The organism is Streptomyces sp. NPDC002676, assembly GCF_053592455.1.
Map to the genome: position 1 here is coordinate 51737 of NZ_JBSFVT010000013.1, position 17508 is coordinate 69244.

Annotated in this window: 17 protein-coding genes; 11 read left to right on the plus strand and 6 right to left on the minus strand. The window is 71.7% G+C overall.

Annotation, left to right across the window (positions count from 1 at the left end; all coding sequences use genetic code 11):
* Nucleotides 1-104 precede the first annotated feature (104 nt).
* Nucleotides 105-851: a PP2C family protein-serine/threonine phosphatase gene (locus tag ACWD3E_RS29420; protein ID WP_451390601.1), complete on the plus strand. Its 747-nt coding sequence runs from the start codon at nucleotides 105-107 to the stop codon at nucleotides 849-851.
* Nucleotides 852-862: 11 nt separating this feature from the next.
* Here ACWD3E_RS29420 and ACWD3E_RS29425 read toward each other — a convergent pair whose 3' ends face one another.
* Nucleotides 863-1525 (minus strand): protein-L-isoaspartate O-methyltransferase family protein, encoded by a 663-nt coding sequence (locus ACWD3E_RS29425; protein ID WP_451390602.1) that lies wholly within the window; start codon nucleotides 1523-1525, stop codon nucleotides 863-865.
* A 54-nt stretch (nucleotides 1526-1579) separates the two neighbouring features.
* Here ACWD3E_RS29425 and ACWD3E_RS29430 point away from each other — a divergent pair, with 54 nt between their 5' ends.
* Nucleotides 1580-1858: a hypothetical protein gene (locus ACWD3E_RS29430; protein WP_451390603.1), complete on the plus strand. Its 279-nt coding sequence runs from the start codon at nucleotides 1580-1582 to the stop codon at nucleotides 1856-1858.
* A gap of 5 nt (nucleotides 1859-1863) precedes the next feature.
* Here ACWD3E_RS29430 and ACWD3E_RS29435 read toward each other — a convergent pair whose 3' ends face one another.
* The gene (locus ACWD3E_RS29435) at nucleotides 1864-2292 is read right to left on the minus strand and encodes an SRPBCC family protein (RefSeq protein ID WP_451390604.1); all 429 of its coding nucleotides are present in this window, start codon (nucleotides 2290-2292) and stop codon (nucleotides 1864-1866) included.
* A 208-nt stretch (nucleotides 2293-2500) separates the two neighbouring features.
* On the opposite strand from ACWD3E_RS29435, the gene miaB reads away from it, so the two are divergent.
* Both miaB and ACWD3E_RS29445 read left to right on the plus strand, forming a co-directional pair.
* Nucleotides 2501-4027 (plus strand): tRNA (N6-isopentenyl adenosine(37)-C2)-methylthiotransferase MiaB, encoded by a 1527-nt coding sequence (gene miaB / locus ACWD3E_RS29440; RefSeq protein WP_451390605.1) that lies wholly within the window; start codon nucleotides 2501-2503, stop codon nucleotides 4025-4027.
* Between the two features lie 104 nt (nucleotides 4028-4131).
* The gene (locus tag ACWD3E_RS29445) at nucleotides 4132-4845 is read left to right on the plus strand and encodes a class III extradiol dioxygenase subunit B-like domain-containing protein (RefSeq protein ID WP_451390606.1); all 714 of its coding nucleotides are present in this window, start codon (nucleotides 4132-4134) and stop codon (nucleotides 4843-4845) included.
* Between the two features lie 138 nt (nucleotides 4846-4983).
* Here the strand turns inward: ACWD3E_RS29445 and ACWD3E_RS29450 are convergent, their stop codons facing one another.
* Complete coding sequence (locus ACWD3E_RS29450) at nucleotides 4984-5265, minus strand: antitoxin (protein ID WP_451390607.1); 282 nt, start codon at nucleotides 5263-5265, stop codon at nucleotides 4984-4986.
* Between the two features lie 24 nt (nucleotides 5266-5289).
* Nucleotides 5290-5601 carry a hypothetical protein gene (locus tag ACWD3E_RS29455; RefSeq protein WP_451390608.1) on the minus strand — a complete coding sequence of 104 codons (312 nt, stop codon included), beginning with the start codon at nucleotides 5599-5601 and terminating at the stop codon, nucleotides 5290-5292.
* A 183-nt stretch (nucleotides 5602-5784) separates the two neighbouring features.
* Here ACWD3E_RS29455 and miaA point away from each other — a divergent pair, with 183 nt between their 5' ends.
* The 6 genes from miaA (at nucleotide 5785) to hflX (ending at nucleotide 14097) form a co-directional block, all read left to right on the plus strand.
* Nucleotides 5785-6723: a tRNA (adenosine(37)-N6)-dimethylallyltransferase MiaA gene (miaA, locus tag ACWD3E_RS29460; protein ID WP_451390609.1), complete on the plus strand. Its 939-nt coding sequence runs from the start codon at nucleotides 5785-5787 to the stop codon at nucleotides 6721-6723.
* A gap of 108 nt (nucleotides 6724-6831) precedes the next feature.
* Nucleotides 6832-7404 (plus strand): hypothetical protein, encoded by a 573-nt coding sequence (locus tag ACWD3E_RS29465; protein WP_451390729.1) that lies wholly within the window; start codon nucleotides 6832-6834, stop codon nucleotides 7402-7404.
* Nucleotides 7405-7482: 78 nt separating this feature from the next.
* Nucleotides 7483-8352, plus strand: coding sequence for a diaminopimelate epimerase (gene dapF, locus ACWD3E_RS29470; RefSeq protein WP_451390610.1), 870 nt, complete (start codon nucleotides 7483-7485; stop codon nucleotides 8350-8352).
* 260 nt (nucleotides 8353-8612) lie between these two features.
* The gene (locus tag ACWD3E_RS29475) at nucleotides 8613-10838 is read left to right on the plus strand and encodes a RelA/SpoT family protein (RefSeq protein ID WP_451390611.1); all 2226 of its coding nucleotides are present in this window, start codon (nucleotides 8613-8615) and stop codon (nucleotides 10836-10838) included.
* A 124-nt stretch (nucleotides 10839-10962) separates the two neighbouring features.
* Nucleotides 10963-12444 carry a M1 family metallopeptidase gene (locus tag ACWD3E_RS29480; RefSeq protein ID WP_451390612.1) on the plus strand — a complete coding sequence of 494 codons (1482 nt, stop codon included), beginning with the start codon at nucleotides 10963-10965 and terminating at the stop codon, nucleotides 12442-12444.
* Nucleotides 12445-12603: 159 nt separating this feature from the next.
* Complete coding sequence (hflX, locus tag ACWD3E_RS29485; protein WP_451390613.1) at nucleotides 12604-14097, plus strand: GTPase HflX; 1494 nt, start codon at nucleotides 12604-12606, stop codon at nucleotides 14095-14097.
* A gap of 71 nt (nucleotides 14098-14168) precedes the next feature.
* Here hflX and ACWD3E_RS29490 read toward each other — a convergent pair whose 3' ends face one another.
* A complete protein-coding gene (locus ACWD3E_RS29490; RefSeq protein WP_451390614.1) occupies nucleotides 14169-15395 on the minus strand; it encodes a trypsin-like serine peptidase in 1227 nt (408 codons plus the stop codon).
* A gap of 177 nt (nucleotides 15396-15572) precedes the next feature.
* Nucleotides 15573-15731, minus strand: coding sequence for a hypothetical protein (locus tag ACWD3E_RS29495; RefSeq protein WP_451390615.1), 159 nt, complete (start codon nucleotides 15729-15731; stop codon nucleotides 15573-15575).
* A 182-nt stretch (nucleotides 15732-15913) separates the two neighbouring features.
* On the opposite strand from ACWD3E_RS29495, the gene ACWD3E_RS29500 reads away from it, so the two are divergent.
* Nucleotides 15914-17401: a diaminobutyrate--2-oxoglutarate transaminase family protein gene (locus tag ACWD3E_RS29500; protein WP_451390616.1), complete on the plus strand. Its 1488-nt coding sequence runs from the start codon at nucleotides 15914-15916 to the stop codon at nucleotides 17399-17401.
* Nucleotides 17402-17508 lie beyond the last annotated feature (107 nt).

The following is a 17508-nucleotide window of genomic DNA, read 5'->3' on the forward strand; positions in this document are numbered from 1 at the left end:
GTACCGCACCGGGGAGCTCACGAGGCCCTCCGCGGGCCGCCTGCCTACCCTTGAACCCGGGGCCGGCAGGAGCTGAAGGGCTCTCACACAGGCGGTGGCGTTCCATGCGGTACGTGGCGGTGAGCGCGCTGAGTCATCCCGGGCTGCTCCGTGAACGGAACGAGGACAGCCTCGTGGTCGGGCCGTGGACGCTGTGCGCCACGGTGACCGAGAGCCCGCAGACCCTGGTCTTCCCGCTCGGGACGCCCCTCGTCGTCGCCGTCGCCGACGGGCTCGGCGGGCATCCCGGGGGCGACGTGGCCAGCGCCCTGGTCGTACGGCGGATGGCGGCGCTCGGTCCTGCCCTGGGCAGCGGGGACGCCGTACGGGGCGCCTTGAACGCGTGCAACCACGCCGTGTACGCGGCCGTCGGAGGCGAGGAAAGCGGGCTTGCCGGCATGGGGACGACCGTCGCCGGCGTGGTCGTACGGCTCGACTCGCTGCTGGTGTTCAACGTGGGCGACAGCCGGGTCTTCGCTGCTCCCCGTGACGGGCTGCGCCAGATGAGCGTCGACGACAGCCCCCCGCTCGAACCCGGGCGCCGCACCACGTCCCTCGTCACCCAGTGCCTGGGCGGCAGCCGCGCGTACCGGGCCGTCCAGCCCCATGTGGCGGTCGAGTCCCTGGCTCCCGGCGACCGCTACCTCATCTGCACCGACGGTCTGACCGATCCGCTGCCGACGGATGTGCTCGACGACGTGATGCGGGAGCAGGACGACCGCCGGGCGGCCTTCGAACTGTGGAAGGCCGCCATCGCCGCGGGCGGCCCGGACAACATCACGCTGGCCGTCGTAAGCGTCGCGGACGCGTAAGAGGCCTCCGGTCAAAGGTCATCCACGTCGTCCGGCGGGAAGCCGTACCGCCCCTGGAGCCGCACGAAACAGGCTCCCGTCACCACCCGCAAGCGCTCCAGCCCCGCCGCGGTGCGCTCGAAGAGCACCACCTGCTCGCGCCCGCCCGGCCCGATCGGCTGCACGAGGCGGCCCTGTGGCCGTACCTGCGCGACCAGCGGCGCGGGCACCTCCGGGAAGGCGGCCGACACGAGGACCGCGTCGTACGGAGCGCGGTCCGGAACGCCGCCGCTGCCGTCGCCGACCCGCAGCTCCACGTTCCGTACGCCCTGACGCGCGAGGTTCACCCGCGCCTGGCGGGCGATGCCCGGCCGCAGCTCGATGCTGACCACATCGGCGGCCAGCCGGGCGAGCAGGGCGGTCTGGAAGCCGAGCCCCGTACCGATCTCCAGGACGTGCTCGCCCCCGCCCAGACCGAGGCTCTCGATCATCAGGACGGACAGCGAGGGCTGCGTGGTGACCTGTCCCTGCCCGATCGCCACGGGTACGTCCCGGTAGGCGGCAGCCTCCTGACCGGCCGGGACAAAGGCGGCCCGGGGAGTCGCGCGCACGGCTTCGAGCAGCCGCTCGTCCCGGATCCCGGCGGCTGCGAGGGCTCGCAGGAGATCCTCGGGCTCCCTGGCCACGGAGTTCACGAACGGGTCACCTCACCACGCCGGGAGCGCCTCGCGACCGCCTACGGTGGAGACATGAGCGAGATCGTCGTCTACGAACTCGACAAGCCGGTGGCGAAGCGCACCTCCCCGGGGACGCAGGGCGGACCGGAACGGCGCGTCCGCAAGGTGCACGCGGCACCCGCGGCCCCGGGGTCCCGCACCGCCGCCGGACCACGGACCCTCTGCGGCAAGGACACCTTCGCCATGGAGACGGCCCGCTGGAAGCCCTCCGAACAGCCTGGAGCGCCCTGGTACCCCGCGGAACACGCATCCGTGGTGTGCCCGGACTGCGATGCCGTGATCGAAACCTGACCCGGTCAGCCTCGTTCCACGTACTCCTTGAAGTGCTCCAGATCGCTGCGGACGAGCCGTTCGATCGCGTTCGTCTGGGCGAACCCCTTGGGCCCGCCGAAGGTCTCCCGGACGGTGTCGGGGTCGTACTCCAGCCGTGCCTGGATCCGGGTGTGATCCCGGTCGATCGGCTGTACCGAGAAGGAGCCCGTCAGCTCGGGGGCGCTCGTGGTGAGCCACTCCATCACGCGCTCGCCGCGGCGGTCGGAGACCTCGGCCTCGACCTCCCGGGCTCCGCCGCGTGCCTCGACCTCCAGATGTGCCCGGCCCCCTGTCTCCGCATGCGCGCCCCGCACGCCGTCCACGAAGCGCGGATAGTTCTCCACCCGGTGAAGGGTCTCCCAGGCCGTATCGACCGGAACGCCGACGTCGACGTGTACTTCGAGGGTGCTCATGAACCTCACCTCCACGTCCAGCTGATGCCGCATGGCCTTCTGTTTACAGTGTGCGCCCTGTGACCCTTGCGAAAGGTGACGAACAACCATGTGGGGCGGCAGCGCCTGTCCCATCCGCCTGGCGTGCCCGGCGGTTGCGGTGTCGGGGCAAGGCGGGCTGACCTGTCGGTGCGGCGGGAGCGTCCCCCGGACGGTCTACCCTTGAGCCATGACTAGCAGCCTCGACCGGAGCTCCACCGTGGACGTTCAGGGATCCAAGAGTTACGAGATCCGCACCTACGGGTGCCAGATGAACGTTCACGATTCCGAGCGATTGGCCGGGCTGCTGGAAGAGGCCGGGTACGTGCGGGCGCCCGAGGGGTCGGACGGGGACGCGGACGTCGTCGTCTTCAACACCTGCGCCGTGCGGGAGAACGCCGACAACCGGCTGTACGGCAACCTCGGCCGGCTCGCGCCGAAGAAGGCCTCGCGGCCCGGGATGCAGATCGCGGTCGGCGGCTGTCTCGCGCAGAAGGACCGCGACACCATCGTGAAGAAGGCGCCCTGGGTGGACGTCGTCTTCGGTACGCACAACATCGGCAAGCTGCCGGTCCTGCTCGAGCGCGCGCGGGTGCAGGAGGAGGCTCAGGTCGAGATCGCCGAGTCGCTGGAGGCGTTCCCCTCCACGCTGCCGACGCGGCGCGAGAGCGCGTACGCGGCCTGGGTGTCGATCTCCGTCGGCTGCAACAACACCTGCACCTTCTGCATCGTCCCCGCGCTGCGCGGCAAGGAGAAGGACCGCCGCCCCGGGGACATCCTCGCCGAGGTGGAGGCGCTCGTCGCCGAAGGCGTCAGCGAGATCACGCTGCTCGGGCAGAACGTCAACGCCTACGGCTCCGACATCGGCGACCGCGAGGCCTTCAGCAAGCTGCTGCGCGCCTGCGGGAACATCGAGGGCCTGGAGCGGGTCAGGTTCACCTCCCCGCACCCGCGCGACTTCACCGACGACGTCATCGCCGCCATGGCCGAGACGCCGAACGTCATGCCGCAGCTGCACATGCCGCTCCAGTCCGGCTCGGACACCGTCCTGAAGGCGATGCGTCGCTCCTACCGGCAGGAGCGTTACCTCGGGATCATCGAGAAGGTGCGCGCCGCCATCCCGCACGCCGCGATCACCACCGACATCATCGTGGGCTTCCCGGGCGAGACCGAGGAGGACTTCGAGCAGACGCTGCACGCGGTGCGCGAGGCGCGGTTCACGCAGGCGTTCACCTTCCAGTACTCCAAGCGGCCCGGCACGCCCGCCGCCACCATGGAGAACCAGATCCCCAAGGAGGTCGTCCAGGCGCGCTACGAGCGGCTCGTCGCCCTCCAGGAGGAGATCTCCTGGGAGGAGAACAAGAAGCAGGTCGGCCGCACGCTGGAGCTGATGGTCGCCGAGGGCGAGGGCCGCAAGGACGGCGCCACGCACCGGCTGTCCGGGCGCGCCCCCGACAACCGGCTCGTCCACTTCACCAAGCCGGAGCAGGAGGTCCGCCCCGGTGACGTGGTCACCGTCGAGGTGACGTACGCCGCCCCGCACCACCTCCTTGCCGAGGGCGCCGTCCTCGACGTGCGCCGCACGCGCGCGGGGGACGCCTGGGAGAAGCGTCAGGCCGCCGAGGCGGCCAAGCCGGCGGGGGTCATGCTCGGGCTGCCGAAGATCGGCGTCCCGGAGCCGCTGCCGGCCGCCGCGAGCGCCTGCGGCTGCGACTAGCCGCTGTCTGCGGCGCCGTCCGCCCGGCCTGCCGGGCGCTCGGAGTCGCGTAGCACTCGGCGTGGGGTGACGCCAGGTCGTCGTCCGGCGTTACCCTGCCGATCATGCTTGTCGCCGCCGCCGTCTGCCCCTGCCCGCCGCTGCTCGTTCCCGAGGTCGCCGCGGGTGCCGCACCCGAGATGCACGCCGCACGCGCGGCGTGCGTGGACACCCTCGGCGTGCTCGCCGCCGCCCGCCCCGACAAGCTCGTGGTCGTCGGGACCGCCGAGCAGAGCCGGCGCGGACCGTACCCGCAGGGCGCCCAGGGACACTTCCGGGGCTTCGGCGTCGACCTGGACGTCACGCTGGGACCCGCCACGGACACCGTCCCCGAGCGCGAGCTGCCGACCTCGCTGGCCGTCGCCGCCTGGCTGCTGCAGCGGACCGGCTGGGCGGACGCCCCGGTCGAGGGACTCGGCGTCGGGGAAACGCTGGCCCCCGAGCGGTGTGCCGAAGCAGGGCGGGACATCGCCGCCCAGGCGGACCGGGTGGCGCTGCTGGTGATGGGCGATGCCAGCGCGCGCCGCACGCTCAAGGCGCCGGGCTACCTGGACGAGCGGGCCGCCCCCTTCGACGCGGAGGTGGCGCGTGCCCTGGGCGCGGCGGACGTGGCGGCCGTCCAGGCGCTGGACGCCGAGCTGGCGTACGAACTGAAGGCCGCCGGCCGGGCCCCCTGGCAGATCCTCGCGGGCGCGGCCGAAGGCGCCGGCCTCGGTGGTGCCCTCCTGTACGACGACGCCCCGTACGGCGTGGGCTATCTCGTCGCCACGTGGTCGTAGCCGCTCGGCCGTAGCCCCTAGGCCCGACGAAATCGGACGGACGGCCGGGAGCCCAACCGCTCCGCGGCCGTCCGCCGGTCAACAAAGTCGCCGGTGTCGCCGATGGCGCCGGTGTCTTTCTTCAGCAGCCCAGGATGATCAGGAAGCCGGAGGCGGCGGACCTTCCGGGTGCGTCGAAGTCGCCGGGCCGCCGCCCTCGGGGCCCTCGCCCTCCTTGTGCGCCAGACGGTCCATGGCCTCCTTGGCCTTGCCCGTGCCCGCCTGGATCTTGTCGCTGTACCTGTGCTTGGTCCGCTCGTCGACGGCATGCGCGGCCTTGTCGATGCCGTGCTGGACCTTGTCCCCATGCTGCCGTGCGAGGTCCGACACCTTGTCCTTGGCAGGGGCGAGCTTGGCCTTCACATTCTCCAACAGACCCATGGTCCACCTTCCCTCGCGGGACAGTTACGTGCGGGCGCTCTCGCCGGTCTCGCGGTCGGCGGCCTCCTCGGCGGACTGCTGCCTGGGAATCCCGGCACCCTCGCCCGCGTCGCCGGCGGCGGCTTCCGGCTCCGCCGCCGCGCCTTCGCGCGCGGCCTGGGCCGAGCCCCTCGCCTCCGCCGACTCCGGCTCCGATTTCGCCTCCGCTTCCGCCGCCTCGGCCGTTCCCGGTTCCGGGTCGGCCTGCGCCTCGGTGGCCGATGCCTCGTGAGTCGTCTCCTGAGTCGTCGCCTGAGCCGCCTTCGGCCTGCCGAGGAGTCGTGCAAAAACGCCCATATCCACTCCATACGGTACTCGTGCGGGCGAAATCCCGCGTCACCCGGTGCGTTGGGTTGCGCCGCCCGGGTCACCGCCTTGGGCGGCCCGGCAGGCCGCACCTCGCCTCGGGCAACGACCCGGGTGGTGTGCCGTCACGTAACTCGTTCGAGGCCCCGTCCGGAGGTTTGCGAGACTGGTGCGGTGAGCAGTGCATTCCTTGCCCCCCGCGTCATCGCCGTCGTCGGACCCACCGCGGCCGGAAAGTCCGATCTCGGCGTCTTCCTGGCCCAGCGGCTCGGCGGCGAGATCGTCAATGCCGACTCCATGCAGCTCTATCGCGGGATGGACATCGGCACCGCCAAGTTGACGCCCGAGGAGCGCGGCGGCGTCCCGCACCACCTGCTGGACATCTGGGACGTGACGGTCGCCGCCTCGGTCGCCGAGTACCAGAAGCTGGCCCGCGCGCGGATCGACGCGCTGCTCGCCGAGGGCCGCTGGCCGATCCTGGTCGGCGGCTCCGGCCTGTACGTCCGCGGCGCGGTCGACAACCTGGAGTTCCCGGGCACCGACCCCGAGGTCAGGGCCCGCCTGGAGGACGAGCTGGTGCTCCGCGGCCCCGGCGCCCTGCACGCCCGGCTGGCCGCCGCCGACCCCGAGGCGGCCCGCGCGATCCTGCCCAGCAACGGCCGCCGTATCGTCCGGGCCCTGGAGGTGATCGAGATCACCGGCCAGCCCTTCACCGCCAATCTGCCCGGCCACGACTCCGTCTACGACACCGTCCAGATCGGCGTCGACGTGGCTCGTCCGGAGCTGGACGAGCGCATCGCGCGGCGCGTCGACCGGATGTGGGAGGCCGGGCTCGTCGACGAGGTGCGCGCACTGGAGGCGCAGGGCCTGCGCGAGGGGCGCACGGCCTCGCGCGCGCTGGGCTACCAGCAGGTGCTCGCGGCGTTCGCCGGGGATTGCACCGAAGCGGAAGCGCGGGACGAGACCGTACGCGCCACCAAGCGCTTCGCGCGCCGCCAGGATTCATGGTTCAGGCGCGATCCCCGGGTGCACTGGTTGAGTGGGGCGGAGGCGGACCGCGCGGAACTTCCGCAGCTGGCTCTGGCGTTGGTCGAACGACCGGTCACAGCCTGATCACGTGATGGCATCGGGATGCGCTGCCGGTCATCGAGGCCTTCGGCGCCGTGCCATCATCGAGCGTCGATCGACCAAGTGGAGTCCTAGTTGGGAGGGCGCGTGGCGATGGAGGCCGGCCCTCGCGACACCGCACAGAGCACCGAGCCTGTCACCACCGACGGTCCTGTGACCACCGACGGTCCCGTCGCCACTGACAGCGCGTGCGCCACGGACAGTGACGAACTGGGCAGCCGGGTCGAGGACCGCCTGGAGGACCGGCTGGCCGAAGACGGGCCGGACGAGACGCCGGACGGTGTGACCGACGACGGGCCCGAGCCCGAGGAGATGTACGCGGGCGGACCGGAGGTCGAGGTCGAGCTGCGTCCGCAGCGGCGGCTGCGCATCTGGCAGCTGGCGCCGATCGTGGGACTGGCCGCCGGCGGCTCCCTGATGTTCGCCTTCCCGCTCGCCTTCGACTTCGGCGACAGCGGCGCGGTCATCGCCATGCTGGGCCTGCTGATCTGTTCGTGCGCCGCGGGCTGGGGCATGATGGCCGCCCGCCGGGTGGGCTACACCTGGCCGGGACTGCCCCCGCGCGGCTCCGGCCGCCGGGTCGACTGGCGGGTCGTCCTCGGCTACGTGCTGCTGGTGGCCGTCGCGGTCGTCCTCGCCGTGTGGCGGGTGGCCCGCCTGCGCTAGCGGTGCGGGGCCGGGTGCGAGGCGAGCACCGCAAGGCCGGGCGCGGGGAACGCCATGGCGACCCCGTACGATCGAGGAATGAGCACGCGGATCGCCTTCCTCAAGGGTCACGGCACCGAGAACGACTTCGTGATCGTCCCCGACCTCGAGAACGCCCTCGACCTGACCCCGGCCGCCGTCGCCGCCCTGTGCGACCGCCGGGCCGGTATCGGTGGCGACGGCGTGCTGCACGTGGTGCGGTCCGCCGCGCACCCGGAGGCCCGGGAGCTGGCCGCCGAGGCGGAGTGGTTCATGGACTACCGCAACGGCGACGGTTCGGTCGCCGAGATGTGCGGCAACGGCGTTCGTGTGTTCGCGCGCTACCTCCAGCACGCCGGACATGTGGGCGAAGGAGATCTCGCGATCGCCACGCGCGGGGGCGTGAAGACCGTCCACATCGCCAAGGACGGTGACATCACGGTCGGCATGGGCAGCGCCCGCCTCCCCGAAGGGGACGTCACGGTGAGCGTCGGCGAGCGCAGCTGGCCCGCGCGCAACGTGAACATGGGCAACCCGCACGCCGTCGCCTTCGTGGACGACCTCGCCCACGCCGGCAACCTGTACGGCCCGCCGCCCGTAAGCCCGGCGACGGCCTACCCCGAGGGTGTCAACGTCGAGTTCGTCGTGGACCGCGGCCCCCGCCACGTCGCCATGCGCGTGCACGAGCGCGGCTCCGGCGAGACCCGCTCCTGCGGCACGGGCGCGTGCGCCGTCGCCGTGGCCACCGCCCGCCGCGACGGTGCCGACCCGGCCGTCACCGGCACTCCGGCCACGTACACCGTGGACGTGCCCGGTGGACGCCTCGTCATCACCGAACGGCCCGACGGCGAGATCGAGATGACCGGACCCGCCGTCATCGTCGCCGAGGGCGAGCTCGACGCCGACTGGCTGGAAAACGCGCTTCGTTGACTGGGCCTTCGTTCACCCGGCGGCTCCCGGCAGCCTGGATCGTTCGAAACCGCGGCCGAGTTCAGGCCATGTGACGCAAACCCTAAACCTCGTCAGCGTCGCTCGAATGGGTGATCCGTTTCACGCTCGGCGAGAGGCGGTCAACCGCACGTGGTGGGCTCGATAGCATCAAGCACCGGCACGGACGGGGGAACGTCGCCATCCCTGAGACGCGTATGCCCTGGGGGCCCCGTCCGCCGGACCACGAGCCGGAGGTGCCCATGAGTGCGGAGGCCACGAACCCTGCGAGCCCTGGCCCGGTAGCGGCCACGACGGCAACAGCTGCCACGGTACCGACGGCGTCCACGGCGTCCACGGCGCCGACGGCATCCGCGGCGCCGACGGCGGTCCGCAGGAAGTCCCGGCCGCGGATCGACCTGCGCCGGCTGGGCCGGGCCGCGCTGCTGGGCCCCGCCGCCCGTGGCAAGCTGCCGGACGCGATCAGCCACGTCGTGGAAGCGCACCGCGCCCACCACCCCGACGCGGACCTCGAACCCCTGCGCCGCGCCTACGTCCTCGCGGAGTCCTCGCACCGCGGCCAGATGCGCAAGAGCGGCGAGCCGTACATCACCCATCCGCTCGCGGTGACTCTCATCCTCGCCGAACTCGGCGCCGAGACCACCACCTTGACGGCCTCGCTGCTCCACGACACCGTCGAGGACACCGACGTGACGCTCGATCAGGTGGGGGAACAGTTCGGTGAGGAGGTTCGTTATCTGGTCGACGGCGTCACGAAGCTGGAGAAGGTCGACTACGGAGCCGCCGCCGAACCGGAGACCTTCCGCAAGATGCTCGTCGCCACCGGCAGCGACGTGCGCGTGATGTCGATCAAACTCGCCGACCGTCTGCACAACATGCGCACCCTGGGCGTGATGCGCCCCGAGAAACAGGCCCGGATCGCCAAGGTCACCCGCGACGTCCTCATCCCGCTCGCCGAACGCCTCGGCGTGCAGGCCCTGAAGACCGAGCTGGAGGACCTAGTCTTCGCGATCCTCCACCCCGAGGAGTACGAGCACACCAGGGCCCTCATCGCCGAGAACGCCGGCCGCCCCGACGACCCCCTCGCCGGGATCGCCGACGAGGTTCGCGGTGTGCTGCGCGAGGCCGACATCCAGGCCGAAGTCCTCATCCGGCCCCGGCACTTCGTGTCCGTCCACCGTGTGGCCCGCAAACGCGGAAAGCTGCGCGGCGCCGACTTCGGCCGGCTGCTGGTGCTCGTCAACGAGGACGCCGACTGTTACGGCGTGCTCGGCGAGCTGCACACCTGTATGACGCCGGTCGTCTCGGAGTTCAAGGACTTCATCGCCGTACCGAAGTTCAACCTCTACCAGTCCCTGCACACCGCCGTCGCCCGCGCCGACGGACAGGTGGCCGAAGTCCTCATCCGCACCCACCAGATGCACAAGGCCGCCGAGGCCGGCGTCGTCGCGCTCGGCAATCCGTACGCTCCCGGCTCCGACGACCCCGCCGACGGCGAGCGCGCCGACCCGACCCGCCCCGGCTGGCTCTCCCGGCTGCTGGAATGGCAGCGGGCTGCCCCCGACCCCGACACCTTCTGGTCCACCCTGCGCGCGGACCTCGCCCAGGACCGCGAGATCACCGTCTTCCGTCCCGACGGCGGCACCCTGGGCCTGCCCGAGGGCGCCACCTGCGTCGACGCCGCCTACGCGCAGTACGGCGAGGACGCACACGCCTGCATCGGCGCCAGCGTCAACGGGCGCCTGGCCACCCTCAGCACCGTCCTGCGGGACGGCGACACCGTCCAGCTGATCATGGGACAGGACCCGGCCTCCGAGCCTTCCCGCGAGTGGCTGGAGCACGCCCACACCCCGGCCGCCCGCATCGCCATCCAGCGCTGGCTGGCCACACACCCCGCCGCCGGCGCGGAGGAGGGGAGCGAGGAGACCTCGGGCGGTGCGGAGGTGGCGAGCGGTCCCCGCGCCGCAGCCGCTCGGAGCACCGCCGCCCGGCCCGCGGAGAGCGCCCGGCCCCGGGGCGCCGACGTCCTCGTGGACCGGCCCGGGGCCACCGTGCGGCTCGCCCGGTGCTGTACGCCGGTACCGCCCGACGAGATCACCGGCTTCGCCGTACGCGGGGGAGCGGTGACCGTGCACCGCGTGGAGTGCGCGGCGGTGGCGCACATGACGGAGCGGGGGCGCGCAGAGATCGGCGTGCGCTGGGGAGACACCACCGAGTGCCGGGTCACGCTGGTCGCTGAATCGTTCGGCCGCCCGCATCTGCTCGCCGACCTCACCGAGGCGATCTCATCGGCAGGCGTCGACATCGTCTCCGCCACCGTCGAACCGCCCAGCCAGCAGCGGGTCCGCCACACCTACACCCTCCAACTCCCCGACGCGGCCCACCTCCCGGCGCTCATGCGCGCCATGCGCGACGTCCCCGGCGTGTACGACGTGAGCCGCGCTCAGCACCAGGCGCCTGCCCCCTGAGGCTCCCCCCGAGGGCCTGCGCAGCAGGTCCGCCATGGCCAGAAGGCTCCCCGGGCCAACCCGTTCGGGTGGGCCGGAAGCGCGTCGCCGCCGCGGGGCGCGTGCGCGCTGGTAGCGGTGGTGCATGCTGCTCAACTCCCGCCCCCGGCCCAGGCTCCTCCGGCACCGGAAGGCGGCCCTGCTCGCCTCCGCCGTCTCCGTCTGCCTCCTCGCCGCCGGTGCTCCGGCCGAGCCCCTGGGCGTCGGCGATCGGCTGTACCCGAACCTGGGCAACCCGGGATACGACGTGGCGTCGTACGACCTGTCCCTCACCTATCCCGGCACCAACGACAAGCCGCTCCAGGCCGTCACCACCATCGACGCCCGGACCACCACCCAGCTGGACCGCGTCAACCTCGACTTCGGGCGCGGCACCGTCGAGTCCGTCGAGGTCGACGGGCACCCCGCGGACTTCGCCACTGCCGGTGAGGATCTCGTCGTGACGCCGGCCCACTCCCTGCCGCTCGGCAGCTGGACCCGGATCACCGTGCGGCACACCAGCGACCCCGCCACCGGCAAGGGCCAGGACGGCGGCTGGGTGCGCACCTCCGACGGGCTCGCCATGGCCAACCAGGCCGACGCCGCCCACCTGGTCTTCCCGTGCAACGACCACCCGTCCGACAAGGCGAGGTTCACCTTCCGGATCACCGCCCCGAACGACTACACGGTCGTCGCGAACGGTCTGCCCACGAGTGCGGAACGAGTCGGCCCCACCACCACCTGGACGTACCGCACCCAGCACCCCATGGCCACCGAACTCGCCCAGGTGTCCATCGGCCGCTCCGCCGTCCTGCACCGCGACGGACCGCACGGACTGCGCGTCCGTGATGTCGTGCCCAGCGGCGACCGCAAGGCTCTCGAACCCTGGCTCGCGAAGACGCCCGACCAGATCGCGTGGCTGGAGAGCAAGGTCGGTCCTTACCCGTTCGAGACCTACGGCCTGCTCATGGCCCAGGCCGCCACCGGGTTCGAACTGGAGACACAGACCCTCTCGCTCTTCGAGAAGGACCTGTTCACCGAGCCCGCCTACCCCAAGTGGTACATCGAGTCGATCATGGTGCACGAGCTGTCCCACCAGTGGTTCGGCGACAGCGTCAGCCCGCGCAGCTGGTCCGACGTGTGGCTGAACGAGGGGCACGCCACCTGGTACGAGGAGCTGTACGCGGAGCAGAAGGCGCACCGGCCCATGGAGGACCGCATGAAGGCCGCCTACGGCGCCTCCGACCACTGGCGCGAGACCGGCGGCCCGCCCGCGCTGCCCAAGCCGCCCGCACCCGGCCAGAAGATCGGCATCTTCCGCCCCAACGTCTACGACGGCGCCGCGCTCGTGCTGTACGCCCTGCGCCAGGAGATCGGCCAGGAGAGGTTCGAGCGCCTGGAGCGGATCTGGGTCCAGGGACACCGGGACTCCACGGCCGGCACCGCCGACTTCGTCCGCCTCGCCTCGGCCGTCGCCGGCCGCGACCTGACCGGCTTCCTGAAGGACTGGCTGTACGGCGAGAAGACCCCGCCGATGCCCGGGCACCCGGACTGGACGACGATGGAATCGCCCGGACACGCCAAGTGACGGACCCGGAATAAGGCGATGACGAGACGGGCCGTGCCGTGCGACCATTTTCAGGTCGGCGCGGCACGGGACACGGGAATCTCCCGGGGTACTCGTGCGTTGTTCCTCATGACCGCCGTATCGTCGCCGTAACGGCTCATTCATCGACGTAAGGATCCAATGACCTCCTCTTCTTCCCCTTCCCAGGACACCAAGCGCCTCGCGCACGCCTACCCCGAGGGTCTTCGGGCCGATGCCCTGATGGAAGAGGACGTCGCCTGGAGCTACGAGATCGACGGCGAGCGGGACGGCGACCAGTTCGACCGTTCCGAGCGCGCGGCCCTGCGCCGCGTCGCCGGCCTCTCCACCGAGCTGGAGGACGTCACCGAGGTCGAGTACCGACAGCTCCGCCTGGAGCGGGTCGTGCTCGTAGGGGTGTGGACCTCCGGCACCGTGCAGGACGCCGACAACTCCCTCGCGGAGCTGGCGGCCCTCGCGGAGACCGCGGGCGCGCTCGTGCTCGACGGCGTCACCCAGCGCCGCGACAAGCCCGACGCCGCCACCTTCATCGGCTCCGGCAAGGCCCAGGAGCTGCGCGACATCGTGGTCGAGACGGGCGCGGACACCGTCATCTGCGACGGTGAGCTGAGCCCAGGCCAGCTGATCCAGCTGGAGGACGTCGTCAAGGTCAAGGTCATCGACCGTACGGCCCTGATCCTCGACATCTTCGCCCAGCACGCCAAGTCCCGAGAGGGCAAGGCGCAGGTCGCCCTCGCGCAGATGCAGTACATGCTGCCGCGGCTGCGCGGCTGGGGTCAGTCGCTGTCCCGCCAGATGGGCGGCGGCAAGGGCGGCGGCCTCGCCACCCGTGGTCCCGGTGAGACCAAGATCGAGACGGACCGGCGCCGGATCCGCGAGAAGATGGCGAAGATGCGCCGGGAGATCGCGGAGATGAAGACCGGCCGCGAGATCAAGCGCCAGGAGCGCAAGCGCAACAAGGTGCCGTCCGTGGCCATCGCGGGCTATACCAACGCCGGCAAGTCCTCCCTGCTCAACCGCCTCACGGGCGCGGGCGTCCTGGTCGAGAACGCCCTGTTCGCGACCCTGGACCCGACCGTCCGGCGCGCGGAGACCCCGAGCGGCCGGCTGTACACGCTGGCCGACACCGTCGGGTTCGTCCGGCACCTGCCGCACCACCTGGTCGAGGCGTTCCGCTCCACCATGGAGGAGGTCGGCGACTCCGACCTGATCCTGCACGTCGTGGACGGCTCGCACCCGGTGCCGGAGGAGCAGCTGGCCGCCGTGCGCGAGGTGATCCGGGACGTCGGCGCCACCGACGTGCCCGAGATCGTCGTGATCAACAAGGCGGACGCGGCCGACCCGCTCGTCCTCCAGCGGCTGCTGCGCGTCGAGAAGCGTTCCATCGCGGTCTCGGCCCGCACCGGCCTGGGCATCGACGAGCTGCTCGCGCTCATCGACAACGACCTGCCCCGGCCGTCGGTCGAGATCGAGGCGCTCGTGCCGTACACGCACGGCAAGCTCGTCGCCCGCGCCCACACCGAGGGCGAGGTGATCTCCGAGGAGCACACCGCGGAGGGCACCCTGCTCAAGGTCCGGGTGCACGAGGAGCTGGCGGCGGACCTGGCGCCGTACGTTCCGGCGCAGCTCGCCTGACCTCGTAGAACAGCCCGAAGGCCCGCCCCTTTCACGAGGGGCGGGCCTTCGTCATGCCCGTGCCGGCGGTGTCACCGCCCGGCGAACTTCTTGCTCACCGACTGGTACACGCCCTTGGCCACCGGACCGAACCGGGGACCGGCCAGCCAGCCCGAAGTCACCGGGCCGATGGAGGTGTTGGACACCAGGGCCGGCTTGCCGTCCGAGCCCGTCTCCACCCAGCCGCCGCCGGAGGAACCGCCGGTCATCGTGCAGCCGATGCGGTACATCGTCGGGTCGGACTTGTTGATCGACAGCCGGCCCGGCTTGTCCTTGCACTGGTACATCAGCTGGCCGTCGTACGGCGGCGCCGCCGGGTACCCGGTCGCCGTGATGCTCTGCACCTTCGGCACGGCCGGTGCGTCGAAGTTGACCGGCAGCGCGCCGCCGACGGTCTCCTCCAGCGACTTGCCGGCATAGCCCTGCTCCGGCGTCACGTGAATCACGGCGTAGTCGTACGACGCCCCGTTCCCGCCGGTCTCCCCGCCCTGGTCGATCCACTGCTGGGACGTCTGAGCCCCGTCGGCCCACCAGACCCCGTACGGGGCGATCTCGGACCGGGTGGCGTGCTGCAGCTCGTCGGCCGACTTCGCCGCGTTGTTGTACGACGGCACGAAGGCGAGGTTGCGGTACCAGCCGCCCTTCTTGCCGGCGTGCACGCAGTGGCCCGCCGTCCAGATGAGGTTGGACTTGCCCGGGTGCGCCGGGTCCTCGACGACCGTCGCCGAGCAGACCATCGTGCCCTCGGGGGCGTCGAAGAAGACCTTGCCCGACGTGGCCGCGTTGGTGTGGTACGGAGGCGCGACCGTCTTCGCCTGCACCGGCTGCGGAGTCGGGTCCGTCACGCCCTGGTCACCGGAGATGTCGTTGTCGTCGACGCCCTTGTCCGGGTCGTTGGCGTGCCGCATGCGGTCCGGGTCCCACAGACCCTTGATGATCGGGTTGATGAAGTCGTTGGCCTCGCGCAGCCAGTCTTGCTTGTTCCAGTTCTGCCAGGCGCCGTGCTTCCACTTGTCGATGTCGATCCCGTGCTCCTTGAGCCGCTGCCGGAGGTCGTCCGGGATCTTGAGCTTGCCGTCGCTGGAGCCGCCCGCCGTCGCGGCGTTCGACGGCTTGCCGTCGGCGCTGTCGTCGCCGTTGCAGGCGGTGGCGGTCAGCGCCAGCGCCGAGGCGAGGGCGACCGCCGCCAGCGCGGGGGAGGTCCTGCGCGAGGCGCCCCTCCCTCGGCGAACGGTGAACGACGGCCGTATGGATCGCATGCTGTTGACTCCCCCTGCTGTGAAGGAAACTTGGCGCTAAGGCAACTTGGCGCTGCGGATGTGCCACCGGAGGCGAACTCATGGAGAGTTCACGCCGGTCTCACTCCCGTTTCGGGAACGGCATCACACACTATGCGGTCGCTGTGGGGGACTTCCGATGGAACGGCAACGGTTCGGCTACAGCCCCGGCGGACCGCGTTGCAGGACAACGACGTTCACGCCCGTACTCGGGAAGACCTCTGCGCCCTCCGCGATCTGCTCGACGGCGGTGTCGTCGTAACCCTGCTCCTCGAAGGGGCGGAAGGCCGACGCGGGTCGGGCCTGGAGGGTACGCAACTTCTCCGTCCTTCACGCGATCACCACGGGAAGATCACCCGATCCGGCAAAACTTCAAAGGATCTTGAAAAGACCCGTAACCCGGAGAGCGGTCAGCTGTTGGTAGCGGAGGGGGGCCTGCTGCCCATGTCCCGGTCCCCGCGGATCAACTCGCCTCTGGAATGCGGGGAGGACAACGAGCGGTGGCCGTGACCGAATCGGTGGCTGAAGGCGCGAACCGACGAGCGCGTGGTGTGCACGAGGGGATCCTGAGGCGCCAGTCGGCGCGCGAATCGGCCGCGCGCACCTACGCCCGGGCCCTGCCCATCGTGCCCGTGCGCGCGAGAGGGCTGACCATCGAGGGCGCCGACGGCCGCCGCTACCTGGACTGCCTCTCGGGCGCCGGCACGCTCGCCCTCGGCCACAACCACCCGGTCGTGCTGGAGGCCATCCGCAAGGTCCTCGACTCCGGCGCCCCGCTCTCCGTCCTCGACCTGGCCACCCCGGTCAAGGACGCGTTCATCACCGAGCTGTTCCGCACGCTGCCGCCCGGGCTCGCCGAGCGCGCCCGCGTCCAGTTCTGCGGACCGGCCGGCACCGACGCCGTCGAGGCCGCGCTCAAGCTCGTCCGCACCGCCACCGGGCGCACCGGCCTCCTTGCCTTCACCGGCGCCTACCACGGCATGACCGCCGGTGCGCTGGCCGCCTCCGGCGGCGCCGGCGACGTACAGGTCACCCGGCTGCCGTACCCGCAGGACTATCGTTGCCCCTTCGGCCTGGGCGGCCCGGCCGGCGCCGAACTCGCCGCCCGCTGGGCCGAGTCCCTCCTGGACGACCCCAAGTCCGGCGTGCCCCGGCCCGCCGGGATGATCCTCGAACCCGTCCAGGGCGAGGGCGGAGTGATTCCCGCGCCGGACGACTGGCTGCGCCGCCTGCGGCGGCTCACGGCCGACCGGTCGATCCCGCTGATCGTCGACGAGGTCCAGACCGGCGTCGGTCGGACCGGCGCCTTCTGGGCCGTCGACCACAGCGGCATCACCCCCGACGTCATGGTCCTGTCCAAGGCCATCGGCGGCAGCCTTCCGCTCGCCGTGGTCGTCTACCGCGACGACCTCGACGTCTGGCAGCCCGGCGCCCACGCGGGCACCTTCCGCGGCAATCAGCTCGCCATGGCCGCCGGCACTGCCACCCTCGCCTATGTCCGTGAGCACGGCCTCGCCGCGCGAGCCGCCGACCTCGGCACCCGCATGCTCGCCCAACTCCGTGAATTCACCGCCGATTTCGCCTGCGTGGGGGAGGTTCGGGGGCGCGGGCTGATGATCGGGGTCGAACTCGTGGAGCCGGAGGGGGTCCAGGATCCTAGCGAGAGCCTCCCTGCCGGTGACCCCGCCTCTTCTCCGACCGGGCCGGTGCCCGCCCGTATCCCGCGCCCTGCCGCGCCCGAACTCGCCGCCGCCGTGCAGCGGGAGTGCCTGGAGCGCGGCCTGATCGTGGAGCTCGGTGGCCGTCACGCCGGTGTCGTCCGGCTGCTGCCTCCGCTGACGATCAGCGACAAGCAGGCGGCGGCGGTACTGGACCGCCTGACCGACGCCATCGCGGCGGTGGCCCGCGGCCGCGAGGACCACGGCCCCCAACAGGGCCACGGCCCGCAGCGCCGCCGACACGACGGCCCTGCCGAAGGCACCGGCTAGCAGTCGCGCACAGGCCGCCGCGCCACCGAGACCGACGCGCACGCCACGACGGAGCCGCTTCCCCTCTCCACCACACCTCCTTGCCCCTCGACCGACACCGGCCCGCG